The sequence below is a fragment of the Rhodopirellula sp. JB055 genome (genome assembly GCF_043100905.1).
Taxonomy (GTDB): Bacteria; Planctomycetota; Planctomycetia; order Pirellulales; family Pirellulaceae; genus Rhodopirellula.
Window position 1 is genome coordinate 1 of the sequence record NZ_JBICHO010000191.1, and the last position, 18,633, is coordinate 18,633.

An 18,633-nucleotide genomic window follows, 5' to 3' on the forward strand; every position below is an offset into this window, starting at 1 on the left:
AGTTCCATGGTCACACCGGAAGCAGCGGCGAACGTGGCATCATGGGGCGTTCTGGGACACGGACTATGGGAAATCGCAGGAGGGTTGTTGCTGGGGATCGCCGTTGGATTGCCGATGGCGCTGTTGACCGGCCGAATCAAATCGGGAGAACTCACGATCGTCGAAACGCTCGGGTTCGTGCTGTTGTGCAGCGGGTTGGCGATGTACTTTGAACTTTCTTACGTGATGGCGTGCATGGCGATGGGGGCGACTGTGTCCAACCTCGCTCATCATCACCACCGGCCGTTCCATGCGATTGAAGAAGTGGAACAACCGTTTCTGATCGTGTTCTTTGTTTTAGCTGGTTTCCAATTCCAACTGGATCAATTGGTGCACGTCGGCTGGATCGGCTTGGGATACATTGTCGCTCGAGTGATCGGCAAATTCGTCGGTGCCTATTTGGGTGCCTCCGCGGCGGGAGCACCGCCAGTCGTCCGCCGGCACGTGGGGTTTTGCCTGTTGCCACAAGCCGGCGTTGCGCTGGGATTGGCGTTGATGGTGGCACAGCGGTATCCGGAGATGGGCGAGAAAGTGTTGACGACCATTGTCGGAACCACTTTTGTTTTTGAACTGGTTGGTCCTGTGGTGACGCGTTGGCAATTGATGCTTTCCGGCGAAGCAGAAGACGGGACTTCCCGTCCTGAGACGCAGGCAAGGTCCTGAGAAGGTAGGGCCCCATTGTTTCATCGCACGCAGGATGGGCACTCTTGCCCGTCACAGTCGGCCAAGACCACCCATCACAACCCGAACGCGTCAGCGAGGGACTCCCCCAATCCCACGACGGTCCCATCCGGGGCGAAACGCAGACACGAGCCACTCTCTTTCTTTCGAACGTCGCTCGCTAGCGTTCAGTGTGGCCCCTCGCTGGCGCGTATTGAAATTGCGCTTTTGCGTGAGGCATTGGGTTTTTCACAACCCGACGCGTCAGCGAGGCGAAGTCAACATCGTTTTTCCCTCGCTGACGCTTCGGGTTGTGAGAAAAGCGGAACTTCAAAACGCGTCAGCGAGGCGAAGTCAATATCGTTTGTCCCTCGCTGACGCTTCGGGTTGTGAGAAAATCGCAACTTCAAAACTGGGGCGTCGGGTTATGAAGTGGTGCGGTCCTCATACCGGCGACCGTTTTCGATCGCAGCCTTGCGAGCGGCAATCACCTCAATCCTTCTGGCCGACCGCTCAGGAGCCGGACGTCAAGGCTTCGAAGCCGATGACGACGTCCAGCAATTCTTCCGTGATCGAGGTTTGACGTTGAGTCTTGAAGGCAGTGTTCAGTTCATCGAGCGTTTCTTCGATGTTCTTCTCCGCGGCTTGCATGGCCGCGATTCGGCTGGCGTTCTCGCTGGCCAAAGACTCCGCACAGGCTTGATACAACGAAACATAGAGGCTTTGTCGAATCAGCAATGAAAACAGTTCTTCTCGATCACCTCCGAACGTTGGCAAACAGGGCGATTCCCAAGGCTCGGAGGAAAGTTGCTGCAGCCATGCCAGGTCGATCGGTAACAGTTGCGTCGTGTTGGGTTGGTACGATCCCGCAGAGGATCGAATGTTCGAGTGGATCCTCAGCGTCGTCAGATGGCGTTGCTCGCGGAGGGATTCCACCGCAGTCAGAAGGTCGCTAACGCAGCCCGCGATTTCGGGAACCGACGTTGGAATGCGAAACGCCTCTTCGACGGTCCAGCCACTGTCGGTCAACAAGAACGCGACGCGAGAACCGACGATCCACAACGCCTCGGGGGGCCGAGGGCAATGGTGGGCGTGATGTTCCAACGCGTGTGTTGCGATCTGTTCATTGAATTGACCGCACATGCCTTGATCGCTTCCGATGACGATCACGCCATGATGGGACGATTCTTCGGCATCGTTTCTGGCAGTGTTTTCGCCGCTCCATTCGCTGGCGGGCAACTGCCGCAGTCGTTGCTCCTTCAGGATCACTTGCAGTCCCAATTGAATGGTTTGGTTGTAATCCTTCAGTGCGTCTGCAGCTCGCTGGTATTGATGGATGCGAACGGCAGCCAAGGTTTTCATTGTTGTCACGACCGACTGCAGGTCGGTTGCGGTTTCTATCTTTCGTCGCAAGAGTTCAAGCGTGGGCATGAACCGCTCCCTCAGCAATCTTGGCGATTTGTGCGACCTGTTCTTCGTCCAACTTTTCGCCGCTCAGCATTTTGTTGCATAACTCGGGGGCTTTTGCCGTCACTGCATCCTGGATGGCTCGTTCTAAGCCTGGCAATTGGGCCACGGGTTCGCCATCCAACACGCCATTGGTCACTGCGACTAGCGAGGCGATTTGCTGGGGCAAAGTGAGCGGTTGAAACTGCGTCTGTTTGAGGATCTCCCGTATCAGCCGGCCGCGATTGAGCGTTGCACGGGTGTCCTCGTCCAGTTGGCTGCTGAAGCGTGCAAAGCGTTCGAGTTCTTCAAACTGGGAATACGTCAATCGCAAGTCACCCGCCACGACACGGTAGGCGGGCAACTGAGTTTTGCCGCCCACTCGCGAAACGCTGCGTCCGACATCGATCGCGGGCAAGACGCCTTTGCGAAACAGTGTGGGTGACAAGTAGATCTGTCCGTCGGTGATGGAAATCAAGTTGGTTGGGATGTACGCCGACACGTTTTGGGCTTCCGTTTCGATGATCGGCAGCGCTGTCAAAGAGCCACCACCGGCACTCGGGATCAAGTGTGTCGAACGTTCCAGCAAACGCGAATGCACGTAGAAAATGTCGCCAGGAAAAGCTTCTCGGCCAGGCGGACGCCGTAGCAACAACGACAGATGCCGGTAGGCTCGAGCGTGCGATGTCAAATCATCGTAGACAATCAAGACGTCGCGTCCCTGCCGCATGAAATGTTCCCCCATCGTCGTTGCCGCGTAGGGTGCCAGGAACTGCAATCCTGGCGGGGCATCGTCCGCCCCGATGACCACAATGGTGTGATCCAAGGCGTCGTGGCGGCGTAGGTTTTCGATCACCCGAGCCACGCCGGTGCTGCGTTGACCAATGCTGCAATAGATGCAAATCACATCACGGCCGCGTTGATTGATGATCGTGTCGACCGCAATGGCAGTTTTGCCGGTTTGGCGATCGCCCAGCAGCAATTGTCGCTGGCCTCGCCCGATGGGAATCATCGCGTCGATGACTTTCAGCCCGGATTGCAGCGGGACCGTGACCGGAGCTCGTTGCATGATCGGTGGCGCATCACGTTCACACGGTTCACGTTGTAAATCATCCAGCGAGCGGCCACCGTCGAGCGGTCGGCCAACCGGATCGACGACACGGCCGAGAAGCTGGTCGCCAACGGGCGTGTCCAGCACCGTGTGCATCCGCTCAACTCTGGATCCCGTCCTGATCTGTTCGCTGGAATCCAAGAGGACACAGCCGACTTGATCGGGATCCAAGTTGAAGGCATATCCCAGGTGACCGCCAGCAAACCGGAGCACTTCGTCGACTTGCACGTGGGGCAAACCGTGCACGCGTGCGATCCCGCGTTGCACCTCTTCGACGGTGCCGATTTCGGTGACGGATAGTTCGTCGGGTTGAGAACTCACCGCATGTCCGAATTGGCGAGCGGCGGCTTCGAGCGTTTCCAAGTAGGTGGTCATGGTCGTCAGTGGGGATGACCGTGGCGAGTGCGACACGCAGCAGCAATCCTTGTTTTCAGGGAGAGTGCCGCGCCAGAATGCTCGCGGGAGATCATGCCACATTGGCCTCCATCTTTTTGAGAGCACGTTCAGCATTCCATGGCAGACTGTACCCGCCTGCGTCCACTTCGAAGCCCGCGATCAATTGCGAATCCGTTTCGAATTGAACGTTTGCGTCAGCGTGTAAAATTTGATGGATGCCATCGCGAATCTGAGCACGGTCGTCGTCGTGCAAGTCAACCGCGGATCGCACGATGACTGGGTTTCCCGAATCGGTCAGTTGAGTGGCAATCGCGGCGCGTTGGTTCTCATCGAGCGTTTGCAATCGCTTCACAAACGTTTGGCAAATCCGTTTTTGAAGATCGGTGTCGGCCAATTTTTCAACCGCTTCGCGTGCGGCTTGAAAACCCATTCGTTGGATGTCACGCCGAGTCTGATCCGCCAAGTCCTTCTGATCGCGTTCAAAGGTCGACGTCCAGTGCGCTCGCCGTGTGTCGGCCTCTTTTCGTGCGTCAGCAATCATTCGCTGGCGTTCGCTGTCGGCGTCGGCCTTGGCTTTTGCTAACAAGGCCTCTCGTTGTTCTTCCAGTGACCGGGTCTGTTTTTCGAACGCGAGGCGTTGCTGATTCGCTTCGGCCTTCGCGGCTTCCGCATCGGTCAATCGCTGAGTCACCTTTTGCTCTCTCGCCTGCATCGCGTGAACGATGGGACCGTAGAGGAAGTGTTTCAACAGCCCTACCAGAACCAGGAAGTTGATGATTTGTGCGGTGAAGGTGAACCAATCAATGCTCATCGTTTTGTATCCCTGGTCACTGCGTGAGATGATTCCAAAATGGGTTGGCGAAAAGCAGAATCATTGAAACCACAAAGCAGTAGATGGCGGTCGACTCGACCATGGCCAAACCGACAAACAGGGTTCGAGTGATCGTGTTGGACGAATCCGGTTGCTGGGCGATTGAGCTGAGGGCTTGAGCCACTGCACGGCCTTCGGCAAACGCCGGCCCGATCGATCCGATGGCGGTGGTCAACCCCGCCATGATGATGCTGGCGACGGCAATCATCGTGGTGCTATCCATGGTGTCTTCCTTGTTGGTAGTAAGTGGAAATCATTGTTCGGCGGTAGAGTTTTTTTAACGATGCACTCATGTTTCGGGTTGGATCACTTGGCGGCTTTGGTTGCCGACGCGATGTAGACCATCGCCAAAACGGCAAAGATGTAGGCCTGTATGATTCCGGTTAACAGTCCAAGGACTTGCATCACAATCGGAATGAACAACGGGACGAAACTGATCAAAATCGCGGCGATCACAGTGCCGCTCATCATGTTCCCGTAGAGACGCACAGCCAGTGCCAAAGTCCGTGAAAGTTCGCCAATCAGGTTGAATGGCAACATCAACGGTGTTGGTTGCAAATAACGTTTTAGGTAGTGGCCAACCCCGTGGGAGGCGATTCCAAACACCGGCACCGCGACAAACACGCAAGTCGCCAAGGCCGCGGTTGTCGAAAGCGAACCGGTGGGCGGAACATACCCGGGCACAATGCTCAACAGGTTGGCCACGGCGATGAACAGAAACAGCGTTCCGACAAAGGGCAGGTAGGGCCCCGGATCATGCCGGCTGACATCCCGGATTTGGTCGCGAATTCCGGTGACCAGCACTTCCAATAGGTTTTGCCAACGCGGGATATCGGTGTCGCTCGTCAGTTTTCGCGTGATCCACCACGATCCGACAACCAACAGCGTCATCACCATCCAGGTGAAAGCGAGCGTGGCGTTGATCTTCACAACTGGCCACGCATCCCATTGCCAAAGGATCCATTCGTCCGATGAAATCTGCACTCCGCTCATGGCTTGCTCCTGGGAGGCAATGTTTTGGACGACGAATTGTGCACCGGTACGAGTTGGAAGTTTGCGTCACGGTGGGCGATGGTGCACACGCCGACTGTGCGAATGAGCGCGAACCCAATCGCGGCTGCAACAAGGATTCGCCAATCTCCGCCGCGGGCCAACAGACCAAAGGTTGCGATCACCACGGCCATCCGCAGGAACGCACTTCCGGTGTGCAACAACCAAGGTTGACGTGATGCCGGCAAGCGAATGGTCGTCCACCACAACGAGGCGACAAAGAACGCGGCTGCTGCGGCGCCCGCAAAGAATCCGCCTGTCAATTCAATCCAATCATTCATCTTCATTCTCCCGGTTGACCCACCACCAAGCGTTCAAACATCCCGTTGCGACACCACCAATCAAGAGCATCAATGTCCAAGAAAATTGGCTCGGCCAGCGTTCGTCGATCCAAATTCCCGCGGCAATGCCGATCAGCGTTGGTATCGCGATGGACCATCCGACCAATCCGAACATGCCCAGCCCGAACCACGCTGAACGATCGCCTTGTTGACGAGCGTCGAGCTTGCGAGATTGCTTCGCATCGACGTTGTCCTGCAGCGTTTGACGCTTGTTCATTGCTATTTCTGTTCCTTTACACCACATGGTCTTCGGTGAGCGCCATCGTGCGGCGTATGAAATCCGCTTCCAGCTTCGCGACCGCGGAATGGGCCGCACGTTGCTGCTCATCCATCTGCGAAAATTCTTCGCGGACCAGACGCCGCAGTTCCTCCAGTTCCGCACCGTGCGACGCGGCTTCGGCGGCAATGTGCACCTGGTCGGTTCGCTTGACCAAGATCCCAGTTCCGACCGCTGCGAAGGCCTCCTTTCCGGATTCGTCTTCCCAGCTCAGCAAACCGGGCACCAAAGCGGCGAGGAAGTCCACATGTCGCGGCAACAAACAAAAACTTCCGTGCGTGCCTTCGGCGATGACTTTGTTGACGGTGAGATCCAGCACAACCTCATTGGGCGTGTTCAGTGTCAGCCTCATGATTTGTTGCTCGGAAGTTTGCCCACCATGTACAGGTCTCGTTCGGGACGATCTTGAAACTCGTCATTCAAGATTCGCTCGCAGCCTTCCAGGGTGTCGTCGATGCTCACCATGTGTCCCTCGTGCCCGGTGAACTGCTGCGTCGTGAAGAAGGGCTGGGTCAAAAATCGTTCCAGTCTTCGAGCTCGGTTGACTGTCAAGCGGTCCTGCCGAGACAGTTCCTCCATGCCCAACATTGCGATGATGTCCTTGAGTTCTTCGTATCCGGCCAGCGTTTGACGCACGTTGCTGGCGGTTTTGTAGTGCCGCTGGCCGACGACGCCTGGCAACATCATTTCCGAAGTGGATTTCAGCGGATCGATTGCAGGGTACAACCCTTCGCTGGCTCGTTTTCTCGAGAGCACCACGGTTGCGGACAGGTGCGAAAACGTGTGCACCGCAGACGGATCGGTGAAATCATCGGCGGGAACGTACACGGCTTGCACCGATGTGATCGCCGCGTCGGAAGTCGTGCAAATGCGTTCTTCCAATTCCGCCAAATCGCTGGCCAGCGACGGTTGATAGCCAACGCGAGACGGCAATTGCCCTAGCAAACCAGAGACTTCCATGCCCGCCTGCACAAACCGAAAGATGTTGTCAATCAGCAGCAACACGTCTTGTTTGGCATCGTCCCGAAACGATTCCGCCATCGTGAGCGCAGCGTGACCGACACGAAATCTGGCCCCCGGTGGTTCGTTCATTTGCCCGAACACCATGACTGTGTTGTCGCGAACGCCAGCGGTTCCCATTTCGCGGTACAGTTCTTCTGCTTCTCGGCACCGTTCGCCGATTCCGCAGAACAAACTGATTCCGTCGTGTCCACCGACGATGTTGTGAATCAACTCGGTGATCAGGACGGTTTTTCCGACGCCAGCACCTCCGAACAACCCTGCCTTGCCGCCTCGTTCCAGCGGCGACAGCAGATCGATGGCTTTGATTCCGGTTGTGAAAACTTCCGACTTCGCGATGCGGCGGTTGATCGTGGGCGGCGTTTGGTGAATGCTGCGGTGCTCGACCGATTCCAGCGATTCGCCATCATCGAGCGTGTTGCCAAAGACATCGAGCACTCGGCCCAACAGAGGTTTGCCAACCGGCACCTGCATTGGCCTTTTGAAGTTTCGCACGGGAGCACCTCGTGACAAACCGCGAGGCGAATTGATCGCTATCGCACGCACAGTGTGCGGATCGAGTTGGCTGGCGACCTCTGCGACCACGTTTCCGTCGGTTCCGATTTGCAGTTCGGAATTCATCGCTGGTGGTTCCGCGGGAAAATGCACGTCGATCACGCTTCCTCGTACCGCCACCACATGTCCAAGATCGCAGTCATTCAGCAAAGGGGTTTCGACTTCCATCGGTTGGTTCCGGCGTTGTATGAGACCGGTGTCTCAGTGGGGACAAAGACGACACCGCAATGGACTCGCATTCGCTGTGCCACTGGGGCTTCCACACGGTTGGTGACAAAAATGATCGAAATTACTTCGTCGCTTGGCGACAGCGAATCTCGATCTTCGCTCGGCTTGGGGACCGAATCTGACGAGCCTGCCGAGGCGGGTTCAGACGCAATCGTCGCGTGTCGTCGGGGTTTGAGTCATTCGGTGAGGTAGCTGCGGTCGTTCCAAAGGCGAATCACGCAATCCGTGCTGTGGTGGTGATAGCCCACGATGCTCAAGGCCGCTGTTCCCAAGAAAAAACAGTGGCCAGTTTCGGGTGGCAGCCCCAGCCAACAGGCCGCGAAAACTTGTAGGAAATGTTTGTGAGCAAAGAGCAGACAATCCTTGTGTTGCTGATGGACACGCTGGATGACACGACCAGCACGTTTTGCCACATCGTCCAGTGATTCACCGTTGGGGCATCCATCGCGAAACAGATTCCAGCCAGGGTTCTGAGTTTGGATTTGTTCCCGTGTCAGGCCTTCGTAGTCGCCACAATCCCATTCCGTCAGGTCGTCCATGATGGTGGCTTGTTCGGCGAATCCCGCTCGCTCGCAGGTTTTTGTCGCTCGTTGCAGAGGACTGGTCCAGACCTGTGCGAACGTCACTCCTTTCAAGCGGTTTCCAAGTTGGGTCGCGTTTCGTTCACCATTGGACGTCAAGGGTAAATCGGTGGAACCGGTGTGCTGGGCGGTGATCGTCCAAGGGGTTTCGCCATGCCGAGCAAGATAGACGCGCGGAAATCGATCGTTCATCGCGATGGACTCCATTGCCAGTTCCGCACCTCGGGCATGTCTTGTCCGTTCTTGTTGATGTAGCGACGGTGCTCGCCCAACTTCTCTTGCATCAATCGCTTCAGGCGTTGACCTGGTTCGCCAATCTCAGGCAAACGATCAATCACGTCCATCACTAAGTGAAAACGGTCCAGGTCATTCAGCACCGTCATGTCGAATGGCGTCGTGATCGTGCCTTCTTCCTTGTACCCCCGAACGTGGATGTTCGCATGATTGGTCCGCCGATAGGTCAGTCGGTGAACCAACCAAGGGTAGGAGTGAAAGGCGAAGATTACATGTTTGTCTTTCGTGAACAGAGCATCAAAGTCAGCATTGCTTAGGCCATGCGGGTGTTCCGACTCGGGTTGCAAACGCATCAAGTCAACCACGTTGACGACGCGAATGGTGAGGTCGGGCAAGTGTTCTCGCAGCATCGTTACCGCTGCCAGCGTTTCCAGCGTTGGCACATCGCCACAACAAGCCATCACGACATCGGGGCCACCGGTGGACTCATTGCCTGCCCAATCCCAAATCCCGATTCCTTTCGCACAGTGTTCCACCGCTTCGTCCATGGTCAGCCACTGCGGGGCGGGATGCTTGCCCGCAACAACGACGTTGACGTAGTGACGACTTCGCAAGCAGTGATCCATCACGGACAACAGGCAATTCGCGTCTGGAGGCAAATACACGCGAACGACCTCGGCCTTCTTGTTGACGACCACGTCGATGAATCCGGGGTCTTGGTGTGTGAACCCGTTGTGGTCCTGACGCCAAACGTGTGAAGCCAGCAAATAGTTCAGCGACGCGATTTTGTGTCGCCAAGGCAACTCCGATGTCACCTTCAACCATTTCGCATGTTGGTTGAACATGGAGTCGACGATGTGAACGAACGCTTCATAGCAATTGAACAACCCGTGCCGTCCGGTCAGCAGGTAGCCTTCCAACCAACCTTCGCATTGATGTTCGCTGAGCATCTCAAGAACACGGCCGGTCGGAGCCAGCGATTCGTCGTTGGGAACTGTGGCTGCGTTCCATTGTCGCTGAGTCACATCGAAGACGGCTTCTAAACCGTTGGAGATTGTCTCGTCGGGTCCGAAGACGCGAAAGTTCTTTTGGTCGTCGTTCAGTTGGACGATATCGCGAATGAATTTGCCGGTAACGTGCGTGTCACCAATGCCTTTGCAACCGCGCTGTGTGATTTCAACCGCGTAATCACGGAAATCAGGCAACTTCAGTGATTTCAGCAACCCGCCGCCGTTGGCATGCGGATTGGCTCCCATGCGGCGATCGCCGGTGGGTGCCAACTCGGCGACCTCAGATCGCAAGCGTCCGCTTTCGTCAAACAGCTCTTCCGGACGGTAGCTGCGGAGCCATTCCTCGAGTTGACGCAGGTGATCGGGATGGGTCGCGGGATCCGAAAGCGGGACTTGGTGGGAGTGGAACGTGCCTTCGATCGGCACACCGTCCACAAATTTGGGGCCCGTCCATCCCTTGGGCGACCGCAACACGATCATGGGCCAACGAGGGCGATTGGCGTCGCCATTTTCGCGAGCGTTGTGTTGGATGGATTGAATTTGTTCCACTGCTTCGTCCAGAGCTTCGGCCATCTTTGCATGCATCTGCATTGGGTCGTCGCCTTCGACAAAGATGGGAGTCCATCCGTAGCCTCGCATCAGTTGATCTAATTCCTCATGGTCGATCCGAGCGAGGAGGGTTGGGTTGGCGATCTTGAATCCGTTCAAATGCAGGATCGGCAAGACAGCGCCGTCGCTGGCCGGATTCAAGAACTTGTTCGAGTGCCAAGCGGTGGCCAAGGGGCCCGTTTCCGCTTCGCCGTCTCCGACCACGCACGCGACAATCAAATCCGGATTGTCGAACACGGCCCCGAAGGAGTGGCTGAGCGAATAGCCAAGTTCACCGCCTTCGTGAATGGAGCCGGGACACTCCGGGGACGCATGACTGGGGATTCCTCCTGGGAAAGAGAACTGAACGAACAGTTTTCGCAGTCCCTCTTCGTCTTGTGAGATCTCTGGATAAATTTCGCTGTAGGAACCTTCCAAGTAGGTGTTGGCGACCACGGACGGTCCCCCGTGTCCGGGACCTGAGACATAGATCATGTTGAGGTCGTATTGCTTGATGATCCGATTCAAATGAGCGTAGATGAAGTTTTGACCGGGTGTGGTTCCCCAGTGACCCAGCAGCATGTGTTTGACGTCTTCAATCTTGAGTGGACGCTTCAGCAGCGGGTTGTCATAGAGGTAGATCTGTCCAACCGACAAATAATTCGCGGCTCTCCAATAGGCGTCGATCGTTTGCAGCGTCTTTTGGGTGACTTGGTTTGATTCAAGTGTTTCAATCATGCCCTTGGCCTTCTTGGGAGGATGGACAGCGTCACGACGCATTGGCAATCGCTGTACCACTGGCTGTTAGAAAGCGTCTCAATGATCGAACCACCATGATTTGTTGATTGCCAAGGGGGTGAAAGGCGTTGGGGCTGTGACAGGATGTCATTTCTCGCACAGTCGATGTGCGGGAGGGGACATGGTTCCTCGCTGACGGGGCGGGGTTCCGTTTGCACTGGAGCGCGTTTTAGGGGCTCGTGCTTCGCTGGCGGATGTTTTGACATCGTGTGGGCACGGGAATCGCAAGGTGAATCCATGCTGTCCGACGACGGTTTGAATTCAGATCGTCATTCACTTACCCGGCAATTCCAATGAGCACTCCAGCATCCACCCATCGCCTGCCCACTGAGCCCGACGCTCATGTTCTTTCACGACACTTTCGAACCGGCGTCCGAATTCTGTTGGCTGCCAGTTTGATCGGGACATGCGTGAGCCTGTTTTGGTATCCAGCGGTTGCCTACCTGGCCGCGATTCCGATTCCGTTTCTTTATGCCGTGTTGGCGTATGCGAACTACTTAGAATCGCGATCCCAGGCGAGCGTGTTGAGGGAACGTGACCCGAATCGACTGACGAAAGATGAGATCGATGCCGATGTCGAAACCGCGGGTGTGATTTTGATCTTGAAAGTATTGGGCGTCCTCGCCGCAGCCGCCTTCATCATCGCGGCGGCCTTTTACGAATGGCAGTATGTGGGGATGATCGCGTCCGGATTGTTCTTTCTGGCGGTGCTGATCAACATACCGTTTCTGCCGTTGTTCTTCGTCGAGGCCGAACATGACGAGCTCGACCGGTTGCGATCTGGGAAGCAAGCTTCGGAATGATTCGCCCGGGAAGAGGCGGGCTGTTCTTCCGAAGATTGATTCGAGAGAGCAGGTTCACGAAGCTCGGCGATGGGCGGGAGCCGGCAACCAACCTTCTTCGATGTACCATTGTGCGGTTTGATTCAGCCGGCTTTGCAAGGCGCACGCGGGGCGAAAGACGGTGTCATGTTCTTACGCTCGGCCACTGCAAATCCAAGACCCTGCAGTGGCCTCACGGGCTTTGTCCAATCCGAGGATGTGAGCCCGCCGGCGGACTTGGCTGGCGATTTCATTGATCGCGGCGATTGCCCATACGGCGGACTTGGGGTTGTGCAGGACTCGCACGTGATCGTGCCCGAGGGCCAAACCGACCATTTGACCGAGTTCCGCGTAAGTCGGTGACTCATCGGCTGCGACGAAGTAGCGACCAACACTCGGATCATCCGGTTCCACTCGGCGACCCTTGCGAGACGCCAAGATCAAGGCGGCTGCCAAGTCGTCCCCGTGAATGACCGAAAACTGCTCGTCAGAGAATCCGGGCACCAGGTGCAGGTTCCAACGGGCTATGCTGTCGAACATCGTCCAACCGTCGCGATCCGCTTCGCCCAGCACGATCGGCGGACGAATGATCGTCAGCGGGACGTCGGCGGCAAACTCATTCACTGCGAATTCACCAGCCAGTTTGCTGCGTCCATAGTTGGAGACGGGATTGGCTTCGTCGGTTTCCGTTCGCGGGCAACGGCAAGTGGTCGGCCCGGCGGCTGCCAAGGAAGACACGTGAACCAAAGTGGGCGGAGTGAGCTGATGGGCGCAGCAACGCGCGACGATTCGCGCGCCTTCCACATTGATCCGGTCCATTGTGCTTTTCCGAAGACTCTTCGTCGCTCCGGCCAAGTGGTAAACCACATCGACATTCGCCAGATGCTTTGAGAAAGAATCCGGGTTCCGGATGTCGCCCGTGACGAATCGAGGATGCAGCTCGTCGAGTTGACTGGTGTCCGAAGATTCGCGAACCAAACAGGTCACATCGTGGCCCGCGTCGCGAAGTTGACGAACGAGGTGTCCGCCGATGAAGCCGCTGGCTCCGGTGACAAAAGCGTGTGTCATGGTACATCTTTGAAGTGAATCGTGTTCATCAATGCGCGGCATCCCGTCGTCAACACGAACGGTACGAGCTCGCGAGTCCGGGGGGAAACGCAAGCAGCGTGCCAGATCGGATTGCACGGCACGGCAACTGCGTCTCAGTGAAGCACGCATCCCATTCGAATCCACAACCGTCTCACCTAGTCGGCCCGTCATGAAACCCCCACTGGACAAGCTGCTTGCCGAGATTCGTGAGCTGGAAGGTCTCGTCTCGGAAAAGATTCAGCAGACACAAACCAAGTTGACCTTTGAAATCGATCGCGGTCGCGCGGTGTTCTCTCCGGAGGTTCGCAAACGTCATCGAGCCCAGACGCGTCGTGTTTGGCGAACGATTTGGGAATCACCGTTCCTGACAATCTTGACCGCGCCGGTGATCTATTCGCTGATCATTCCGTTGGCACTGCTCGACCTCTTCGTCAGCTTGTATCAATGGATATGTTTTCCCGTGTATCGCGTCCCGCGAGTACGCCGTCGCGAGTACGTTGTGATCGACCGGCACCTGCTGAGCTATCTCAATGTGATTGAAAAACTGAACTGCGTTTACTGCGGATACGGAAACGGCGTGCTTGCCTATGCCAGCGAGATCGCAGCTCGTACGGAGCAGTACTGGTGCCCGATCAAACACGCGAAACTCAGCAAGGGTTGCCACAGTCGTCAGTGCTTGTTCTGTGACTTTGGAGACGCCGATGGGTTCCGAAGTCAATACGCGACCTTGCGAGAACGATTCGACGATATCGACAAGGACATCAACTCCATCTCCCGATCGGCCCCCGGTCAGGTCGCCGCTCTGCGTGAACCAGAAGAGACGCTGAAGGAAGCTGAGCGGAAGAACTGAGATGAGTTTGGGTGAGCCGTCGAGATTTTGCTCACGCGTGTCCGGCAGTGAACGCTGGCGGGTCGCTGGCTGGGAAACTTTCGTCACCGGCTTCGTCGATCAAATCATTCTCGAAGTCATGCTTCGCGTCCGATTGCCATTTCACAGCCAATCGAGCGGCTTCGGCCACCTTGGCGAGCAACTCGGAGTACCGATGTGGCGGTTCACCTGACGTGAAGGCGTGAGCCTGTGATACAAAAATCTTTTCTTCGGCTTTGTCATTCGCAAGCGAATGTGCACATTGCTGAACACGGTCACATAGAGATTGCCATTCCGATTGGACAAAGGGATCGTTCATGGGGGGCCTCACGAGTGAAATACAAACGTTTGGGGCAAGGTGCAAAGTGCGAGCCAAATCGACGTCGTTGTTTAAAGGGCCCACACCGACGGCGGTTTCGGGGCGTCTGCTGTAGCAGAATTCGGTCGACTCATGAGCACATACGGCCAACGGCCGCGCGATCGCACACAGGGTGTGCCAGAGTCGACTGCTTGTTTGCCCAATGATTCGACACAAACGTTGCCAATTGAACTTGGTCCTCGTTTTGCATTCCTCGCGGATCGTTTTCACAAACTTTTCACTTCAACGAACACTCTTTGAAAAGGAATCGACTCATGTCTGTTCAGCTCAGCGAAGTCGCCCAAGGCAAATACTTGGAAGTCCATGTTTCCGGGAAGCTTGATCGCGAAACGTATCAAAGGCTTGTTCCGCTGGCGGAAGAACAAATTGCAGAGAACGGGAAGATCCGTGTTCTCTTTGCCATGCATGATTTCCATGGTTGGGACGCCGGTGCTTTGTGGGAAGACATCAAATTCGACGCCAAGCACTTCAGTGATTTTGAACGCATCGCCATCGTGGGTGAACGCAAATGGGAGCGAGGGATGGCGGTGTTCTGCAAACCCTTCACGACCGCTTCTGTGCGATACTACAACGACAGTGACATTGACGAAGCTCGCGAATGGTTGATGGAAGACTGATCCGATTTAATTTCGCCGGCGTTTGCGTCTGACCTCGTGAACATTGATTAAAGCTGGATTTATCTCCGATAGATATGTCAATGAACGAATTGGAAAAGATCGAGGGTTCGCCGTTCCCGCTGGGGGCCACTTGGATCGCGGAGGAGTCTTCGTTCAACTTTTCTTTGTATTCGCGACATGCAACTGCGGTGCACCTGTTGCTATACGGGAAAAGTGATTTGGTGCATCCTGCTCGTGAGGTGAGCCTCAACTACTTGACCAACAAATCAGGTCCGGTGTGGCATTGTCGGGTCGAGTGCCAACCAGATGACGAGTGGGCGTACTACGCCTATCGAGTCGACGGCCCGGCGCCACAAGGTGGCTTTGACTTTCACGATTTTGACTTTGAGAAGATTCTGCTGGATCCATTTGCAAAAGCAGTCTACTTTCCAAAGTCCTTTTCTCGCGATGCCGCTTGTCGGCCGGGTTCGAACGCGGGCCAAGCACCACTGGGGATTCTGCCGAATCGTCTTTGTGAATTTGATTGGCGAGACGACCACTCTCCCCGGCATGGCAGCGATTTGGTCATCTACGAGATGCACGTGCGAGGATTCACAAGGAATCCAAATTCCGGAGTCGCAGAAAGCAAACGTGGCACGTTCTCGGGAGTGATGGAGAAGATCCCCTACTTAGTCGAACTGGGAGTGACTGCGGTTCAGTTGATGCCGATCTTCCAGTTTGATCCTGACGAAGGAAACTACTGGGGGTACATGCCACTGAACTTCTTTGCGCCACATCACGCCTATTCAACCGACCCAGACGCGTGCAATCAACGCGATGAATTTTGCACGATGGTGAAGGCGTTGCACGACGCCGATATCGAAGTCCTCTTGGACGTTGTTTACAATCACACCTGCGAAGGCGATCACCGGGGGCCCACGTATTGTTGGAAGGGCATCGACAGTAGCACCGCGTACATGATGACGGGAAACCCAAACGTTCCGTATGCCAATCACAGTGGCACCGGCAATACACTGCACACTGCCAATCGAGCGGTTCGTCGAATGATTGTCGACAGCCTGCGCTTTTGGGACGCTCACATGCACGTCGATGGATTTCGATTTGATTTGGCGTCGGTCTTCACTCGAAACAGTGACGGTTCCATCAATCTGGAAGATCCACCCATCGTCAGTGAAATCGGTACTGACGCGGACCTCAGTGACGACCGGTTGATCGCCGAACCATGGGATGCCGACGGGCAATTTCAGTTGGGGCAGAAGTTTCCGGGGCAACGTTGGATGCAGTGGAACGCTCACTATCGCGATACGTTGCAGCGTTTCGTCCGCGGGGACGCTGGGATGGTGCCGGATCTGATGACGCGTTTATATGGCAGTTGTGATCTCTTTCCTGACGACCTTTCGCATGCGCTGCAGCCTCCGTTGAGCGTGAACTACATCACGTCGCACGATGGCAGCACGTTGTATGATTTGACGGCGTATAGCCAAAGACGCAACTGGGCCAACGGGAACAACAACACGGACGGAGCCAACGAGTTCAGTTGGGATTGTGGTTGGGAAGGTGATGAAGGGACTCCCCAGGAGATTCTCCAGCTTCGCAAGCAACAGGTCCGCAATTTTTTCTGTTTGTTGATGCTGTCCAATGGAACACCGATGTTTCGGATGGGGGATGAGTTCTTGCAGACTCAACGAGGCAACAACAACCCGTACAACCAAGACAACGAAACGAGTTGGTTGGATTGGGACCGACGCAAGGAGCACGCCGACGTCTTTGAGTTTGTCCGCGAAATGATAGCGTTTCGAAAGGCTCATCCGTCGATCAGTCGTTCGCGGTTTTGGCGTGAGGATGTGAGATGGTACGGAACAGACCATTTGGTCGACATGTCTCCTGATTCGCGGCAGCTTGCCTATTGTTTGCATGGCCACACACAGAACGATACGGATCTCTACGTGATGATCAACGCGGGAGCGGATACGGTCGAATTTGGGATCCAAGAGTGGGCGATTGAAAAGTGGCGTGTCGCGATCGATACCTCGTGTTCGTCGTTGAGAGAACTCGAAGCGAATCCTGCAAGCCAGTGCGTTGCTTCGCCGACCATGAATGTCCCCGCGAGATCCGTTTGCGTGTTGGTGGAACGTTCGATTTCTTCCGTGAGCTCAAATGCGTTCAGTCATGCTGTTGGCTGAGATGGTGGTGTGATAGATTTGCAGGGCCGCCAGTCATCCGAGACGTTGGTGCGTCATGGTGCATGAGGAAGCCATTTGAAACCTGTGCTTTGACGGCATGGATCGGGGCGTCATCGCTTTATCCAGTCACGTGGTCGCATCCGAAGCAAGGCTCGGCCAAGGCGGTCGTCCACGACATCCACTTGACGATTGAGCGTGCTTTGGGGGTGTTCTCAGCGTTGCTGGTTGCATCACACTCCGCCAGGTCAGAAACATGAACAATCGTTTGCAACTTGGAATCGCGGGACTAGCCGTGACCGCGATTCTGGTTCATTTGTTGCTACGGTTTGGTTTGAAAGTTGAAGGCGATTTCGTTGGGATCGCCATTGAGGACTGGCCATTGGTGGTTGCGCTCGTTTTGGGCGGTGTGCCGTTGGTTTGGAACTTGTTGGTCAAATTGTTTCAGGCTGAGTTTGGGTCGGACTTGCTGGCGGGGATTTCCATCGTGACCGGCGTGTTGCTTGGTGAATACTTGGCGGCGACGATCGTGGTTTTGATGTTGTCCGGCGGGGAAGCGCTGGAAGCCTACGCGGTTCGCAGTGCGTCATCGGTGTTGCGGGCTTTGGCCAACCGGATGCCCTCTGTTGCGCTCCGGCAGGTAGGAGACGGCACCGAAGAGATTTCACTGGACGAGATCGCGATCGGCGACACGGTGTTGATTCTTCCGCACAAGGTTTGCCCTGTTGATGCGACCGTGTTGTCGGGGCATAGCACCATGGACGAGTCGTACTTGACAGGCGAACCATACATGATGTCCAAGACACCGGGATCGCAGGTTCTGTCGGGGGCAATCAACGGAGACGCGGCGTTGACGGTTCGGGCTGACAAGCGTGCGGTCGATTCTCGCTATGCAAAGATCATGGAGGTGATGCAGGCGTCAGAGCAAGACCGCCCGAAGATCCGCCGGCTGGGTGATCAACTGGGGGCCTTTTACACGCCGTTGGCTGTCTTGATCGGTGTGATCGCTTGGATTGTCAGTGGTGATCCCGTGCGGTTTTTATCAGTGATGGTCGTTGCCACACCGTGCCCTTTGTTGATCGCCATTCCGGTTGCTATTCTCGGTGCCATTTCACTTTCAGCTCGTCGTTCGATCATCATTCGCGATCCATCCGTTTTAGAACAAGTCGATCGTTGCAAGACAATGATCTTTGATAAGACGGGCACGCTGACCTATGGTCGCCCCAAACTCATCGAGCAGTTGGTCGTCGCCGATCAGAATCCCGCTCGTGTGCTGAAGTTGGTGGCCAGTCTGGAACGTTATTCGAAGCATCCTTTGGCGGAAGCCATCGTCACCGCCGCGGCAGAATCCAGTGAAACTTCATCGCCAGGCAAACTGTTCAGCGTTTCAGAAATCAGTGAGCCTCCCGGTGCGGGACTTCGAGGGATCGTCGATGGTCACGAGATGCAACTCACCAGTCGAAAGAAGCTGCTC

General features: G+C 55.8%; 19 protein-coding genes. 6 read left to right on the forward strand and 13 right to left on the reverse strand.

Annotation, left to right across the window (positions count from 1 at the left end; translation table 11 throughout):
* On the forward strand, positions 1 to 702 hold a 702-nt coding region (locus ACF8AM_RS07705), incomplete at its 5' end, for a cation:proton antiporter (RefSeq protein ID WP_392555074.1).
* A 510-nt stretch (positions 703 to 1,212) separates the two neighbouring features.
* Here the strand turns inward: ACF8AM_RS07705 and ACF8AM_RS07710 are convergent.
* From ACF8AM_RS07710 to ACF8AM_RS07760, 11 genes are all read right to left on the reverse strand, one after another.
* On the reverse strand, positions 1,213 to 2,130 hold the full coding sequence (locus tag ACF8AM_RS07710) for a F0F1 ATP synthase subunit gamma (RefSeq protein ID WP_392555075.1): 918 nt from the start codon (positions 2,128 to 2,130) through the stop codon (positions 1,213 to 1,215).
* A complete protein-coding gene (locus tag ACF8AM_RS07715; RefSeq protein ID WP_392555076.1) occupies positions 2,117 to 3,631 on the reverse strand; it encodes an alternate F1F0 ATPase, F1 subunit alpha in 1,515 nt (504 codons plus the stop codon). Before ACF8AM_RS07715 ends, ACF8AM_RS07710 begins: the two co-directional genes overlap by 14 nt.
* A 91-nt stretch (positions 3,632 to 3,722) precedes the next feature.
* The gene (locus ACF8AM_RS07720) at positions 3,723 to 4,463 is read right to left on the reverse strand and encodes a F0F1 ATP synthase subunit B (protein ID WP_392555077.1); all 741 of its coding nucleotides are present in this window, start codon (positions 4,461 to 4,463) and stop codon (positions 3,723 to 3,725) included.
* A gap of 16 nt (positions 4,464 to 4,479) precedes the next feature.
* A complete protein-coding gene (locus tag ACF8AM_RS07725; RefSeq protein WP_392555078.1) occupies positions 4,480 to 4,746 on the reverse strand; it encodes a F0F1 ATP synthase subunit C in 267 nt (88 codons plus the stop codon).
* An 83-nt stretch (positions 4,747 to 4,829) separates the two neighbouring features.
* The gene (locus ACF8AM_RS07730) at positions 4,830 to 5,516 is read right to left on the reverse strand and encodes a F0F1 ATP synthase subunit A (protein WP_392555079.1); all 687 of its coding nucleotides are present in this window, start codon (positions 5,514 to 5,516) and stop codon (positions 4,830 to 4,832) included.
* Entirely contained in the window at positions 5,513 to 5,854 is a 342-nt protein-coding gene (locus tag ACF8AM_RS07735; protein ID WP_392555080.1) for an ATP synthase subunit I, read from the reverse strand. Before ACF8AM_RS07735 ends, ACF8AM_RS07730 begins: the two co-directional genes overlap by 4 nt.
* Positions 5,847 to 6,131, reverse strand: coding sequence for an AtpZ/AtpI family protein (locus ACF8AM_RS07740; protein ID WP_392555081.1), 285 nt, complete (start codon positions 6,129 to 6,131; stop codon positions 5,847 to 5,849). The genes ACF8AM_RS07735 and ACF8AM_RS07740 overlap by 8 nt, the downstream gene beginning before the upstream one ends.
* A gap of 16 nt (positions 6,132 to 6,147) precedes the next feature.
* Positions 6,148 to 6,543, reverse strand: a complete 396-nt coding sequence (locus ACF8AM_RS07745) for a F0F1 ATP synthase subunit epsilon (protein WP_392555082.1) — start codon at positions 6,541 to 6,543, stop codon at positions 6,148 to 6,150.
* On the reverse strand, positions 6,540 to 7,934 hold the full coding sequence (gene atpD / locus ACF8AM_RS07750; protein ID WP_392555083.1) for a F0F1 ATP synthase subunit beta: 1,395 nt from the start codon (positions 7,932 to 7,934) through the stop codon (positions 6,540 to 6,542). The genes ACF8AM_RS07745 and atpD overlap by 4 nt, the downstream gene beginning before the upstream one ends.
* Before the next feature lie 236 nt (positions 7,935 to 8,170).
* On the reverse strand, positions 8,171 to 8,767 hold the full coding sequence (locus ACF8AM_RS07755; RefSeq protein WP_392555084.1) for a histidine phosphatase family protein: 597 nt from the start codon (positions 8,765 to 8,767) through the stop codon (positions 8,171 to 8,173).
* The gene (locus ACF8AM_RS07760; protein ID WP_392555092.1) at positions 8,764 to 11,145 is read right to left on the reverse strand and encodes a phosphoketolase; all 2,382 of its coding nucleotides are present in this window, start codon (positions 11,143 to 11,145) and stop codon (positions 8,764 to 8,766) included. The genes ACF8AM_RS07755 and ACF8AM_RS07760 overlap by 4 nt, the downstream gene beginning before the upstream one ends.
* Positions 11,146 to 11,498: 353 nt before the next feature.
* Here ACF8AM_RS07760 and ACF8AM_RS07765 point away from each other — a divergent pair, with 353 nt between their 5' ends.
* A complete protein-coding gene (locus ACF8AM_RS07765; RefSeq protein ID WP_392555085.1) occupies positions 11,499 to 12,008 on the forward strand; it encodes a hypothetical protein in 510 nt (169 codons plus the stop codon).
* A 171-nt stretch (positions 12,009 to 12,179) separates the two neighbouring features.
* Here the strand turns inward: ACF8AM_RS07765 and ACF8AM_RS07770 are convergent, their stop codons facing one another.
* Positions 12,180 to 13,094 (reverse strand): NAD-dependent epimerase/dehydratase family protein, encoded by a 915-nt coding sequence (locus tag ACF8AM_RS07770; RefSeq protein WP_392555086.1) that lies wholly within the window; start codon positions 13,092 to 13,094, stop codon positions 12,180 to 12,182.
* 190 nt (positions 13,095 to 13,284) lie between these two features.
* Between ACF8AM_RS07770 and ACF8AM_RS07775 the strand changes: the two genes are divergently transcribed.
* The gene (locus tag ACF8AM_RS07775) at positions 13,285 to 13,965 is read left to right on the forward strand and encodes a hypothetical protein (protein ID WP_392555087.1); all 681 of its coding nucleotides are present in this window, start codon (positions 13,285 to 13,287) and stop codon (positions 13,963 to 13,965) included.
* A gap of 31 nt (positions 13,966 to 13,996) precedes the next feature.
* Here ACF8AM_RS07775 and ACF8AM_RS07780 read toward each other — a convergent pair whose 3' ends face one another.
* The gene (locus tag ACF8AM_RS07780) at positions 13,997 to 14,302 is read right to left on the reverse strand and encodes a hypothetical protein (RefSeq protein ID WP_392555088.1); all 306 of its coding nucleotides are present in this window, start codon (positions 14,300 to 14,302) and stop codon (positions 13,997 to 13,999) included.
* Between the two features lie 314 nt (positions 14,303 to 14,616).
* Between ACF8AM_RS07780 and ACF8AM_RS07785 the strand changes: the two genes are divergently transcribed.
* The 3 genes from ACF8AM_RS07785 to ACF8AM_RS07795 form a co-directional block, all read left to right on the forward strand.
* Complete coding sequence (locus ACF8AM_RS07785; protein WP_392555089.1) at positions 14,617 to 14,979, forward strand: STAS/SEC14 domain-containing protein; 363 nt, start codon at positions 14,617 to 14,619, stop codon at positions 14,977 to 14,979.
* Positions 14,980 to 15,059: 80 nt separating this feature from the next.
* Positions 15,060 to 17,162 (forward strand): glycogen debranching protein, encoded by a 2,103-nt coding sequence (locus tag ACF8AM_RS07790; protein ID WP_392555090.1) that lies wholly within the window; start codon positions 15,060 to 15,062, stop codon positions 17,160 to 17,162.
* A gap of 253 nt (positions 17,163 to 17,415) precedes the next feature.
* On the forward strand, positions 17,416 to 18,633 hold a 1,218-nt coding region (locus tag ACF8AM_RS07795), incomplete at its 3' end, for an HAD-IC family P-type ATPase (protein ID WP_392555091.1).